General features: G+C 65.9%; 2 protein-coding genes and 1 pseudogene. All 3 read left to right on the forward strand.

Annotation, left to right across the window (positions count from 1 at the left end; genetic code table 11):
- On the forward strand, positions 1-354 hold a 354-nt coding region (locus ME121_RS32715; protein ID WP_491892961.1), incomplete at its 5' end, for a hypothetical protein.
- A 40-nt stretch (positions 355-394) separates the two neighbouring features.
- Positions 395-847, forward strand: coding sequence for a hypothetical protein (locus ME121_RS32720; RefSeq protein WP_059410332.1), 453 nt, complete (start codon positions 395-397; stop codon positions 845-847).
- 52 nt (positions 848-899) lie between these two features.
- A pseudogene (locus ME121_RS34845) lies at positions 900-1,401 on the forward strand (hypothetical protein); the annotation flags it as partial.

Raw genomic sequence — 1,401 nt, forward strand, 5'->3', positions numbered from 1 at the left:
CAGCCGATCTCAGCGGCGGCTCTGCCTCTGCCGGACGGGGCAGCGACGGAGTCCAAGCTCGAGGCTGTTCGGGCCCTGGTCGCTGGATCGATGATCACGGCGGACAATGGCGGGGCGCCGATCGCCGCTGGGGCGAATGTCGTGGCCGCGGCGGCCAACCCGACCCGCCAGTTCATCGAGATCACGAATACCGGGCCGAACCCGATGGCCTACCGTTGGGGAGCTGCAGCAACCGCCGCCGTGGGCCACATCCTCGCGCCTGGCCAGAGCGTCCGGTACGACAGGAAGGTGCCGACCGCGCCACTCAACGTCTTTTCGACGAGCGGCACCACCTGCTTCGTCACGAGCGGCTAGCACCCCGGCCACCTCTCCCCTGCAAAATCGGAATCTATCCATGCGCAAGCTCATCCTCGCGCTGACGGCGCTTGCCTGCCTGACTGTGGCTGCTGACGCGCAGCAACAGCCGAAATTTACCGTCGACCAGGGCACGTCTCCCTGGTCCATTTCTGGCTCGATCGGGATCGACCAGACAGCACCGGGCACATCGAATGCTGTCTCGGTCGCTTCGCCGGCGCCGACCACCGACGCCTCTGGGACGATAATCGCGGCGAACACGTCGCAGAACGTGGTCGAGGCGAGTGCGACCCGCAGTTTTCTCCAGATCCACAACCCGGACGCGACCACGCCCGTCGGCTTCGCTTTCAACCGCCCTGCGGTGCTGAACGGGGTCGGGACCATCATGCTCGCGCCCGGGGCGACCGTGACTTACGACACGCGGGTTCCGACCGGCATCGTGACAATAATCGGCGGCACCGCCGGCAAGCCATACACGATCTACTTCAAGTGACGCTACCGAACGCGGCTGGTTTTCTGGAGATACTATGATGCATAGGCTAGTTGTGCCGGCGCTGCTCTTCTCCGCGGTGTCGAGCCATGCATTGGCTTGGGACGCGAGCAAGTCTGCGCGATATCCCTCCGTCGATCTGTATCGTCCGGAGGCGGACAGCATCACGCTGCACGGCTCCACGGCCCTACAAACGAAGGGCGGGATTGTGTGCCTGCCGGGCGGGGCCTGCCCTCTTTCCGGACTGAGCCTTGCGCCGACTGCTTCCGGGTTCGCCGCGCGACCTCTTGCGCAGAGCGTGTTCCCGCCGAACGCTGGCAGGGCCGCTACTTACTCCGTCACCGGCGATGGAGTCACGGACGATGCCGCTGCCCTGCGAGCCGCAAACGCGGCCGTAAAAACGCCTGGGCAGGACGGGGGATCACTCACACTCGACAGCCATCCTGGCTATCTCATCGGGTCTGGGGTGACGCTCGGCAATGGGCAGCAGTGGTCCGGGGCCGGCGCGACCCTGGGACTGAAGTGCAAGGTCTCGGCCGGCGCGTGCGCCACGCTCA

Source organism: Methylobacterium sp. ME121, assembly GCF_000974725.1.
Lineage (GTDB): Bacteria > Pseudomonadota > Alphaproteobacteria > Rhizobiales > Beijerinckiaceae > Methylobacterium > Methylobacterium radiotolerans.

What these genes read in the sequence shown, in the direction of transcription:
- ME121_RS32720 (WP_059410332.1), top strand. Translation starts at nt 395, where the DNA reads ATGCGCAAGCTCATCCTCGCGCTGACGGCGCTTGCCTGCCTGACTGTG.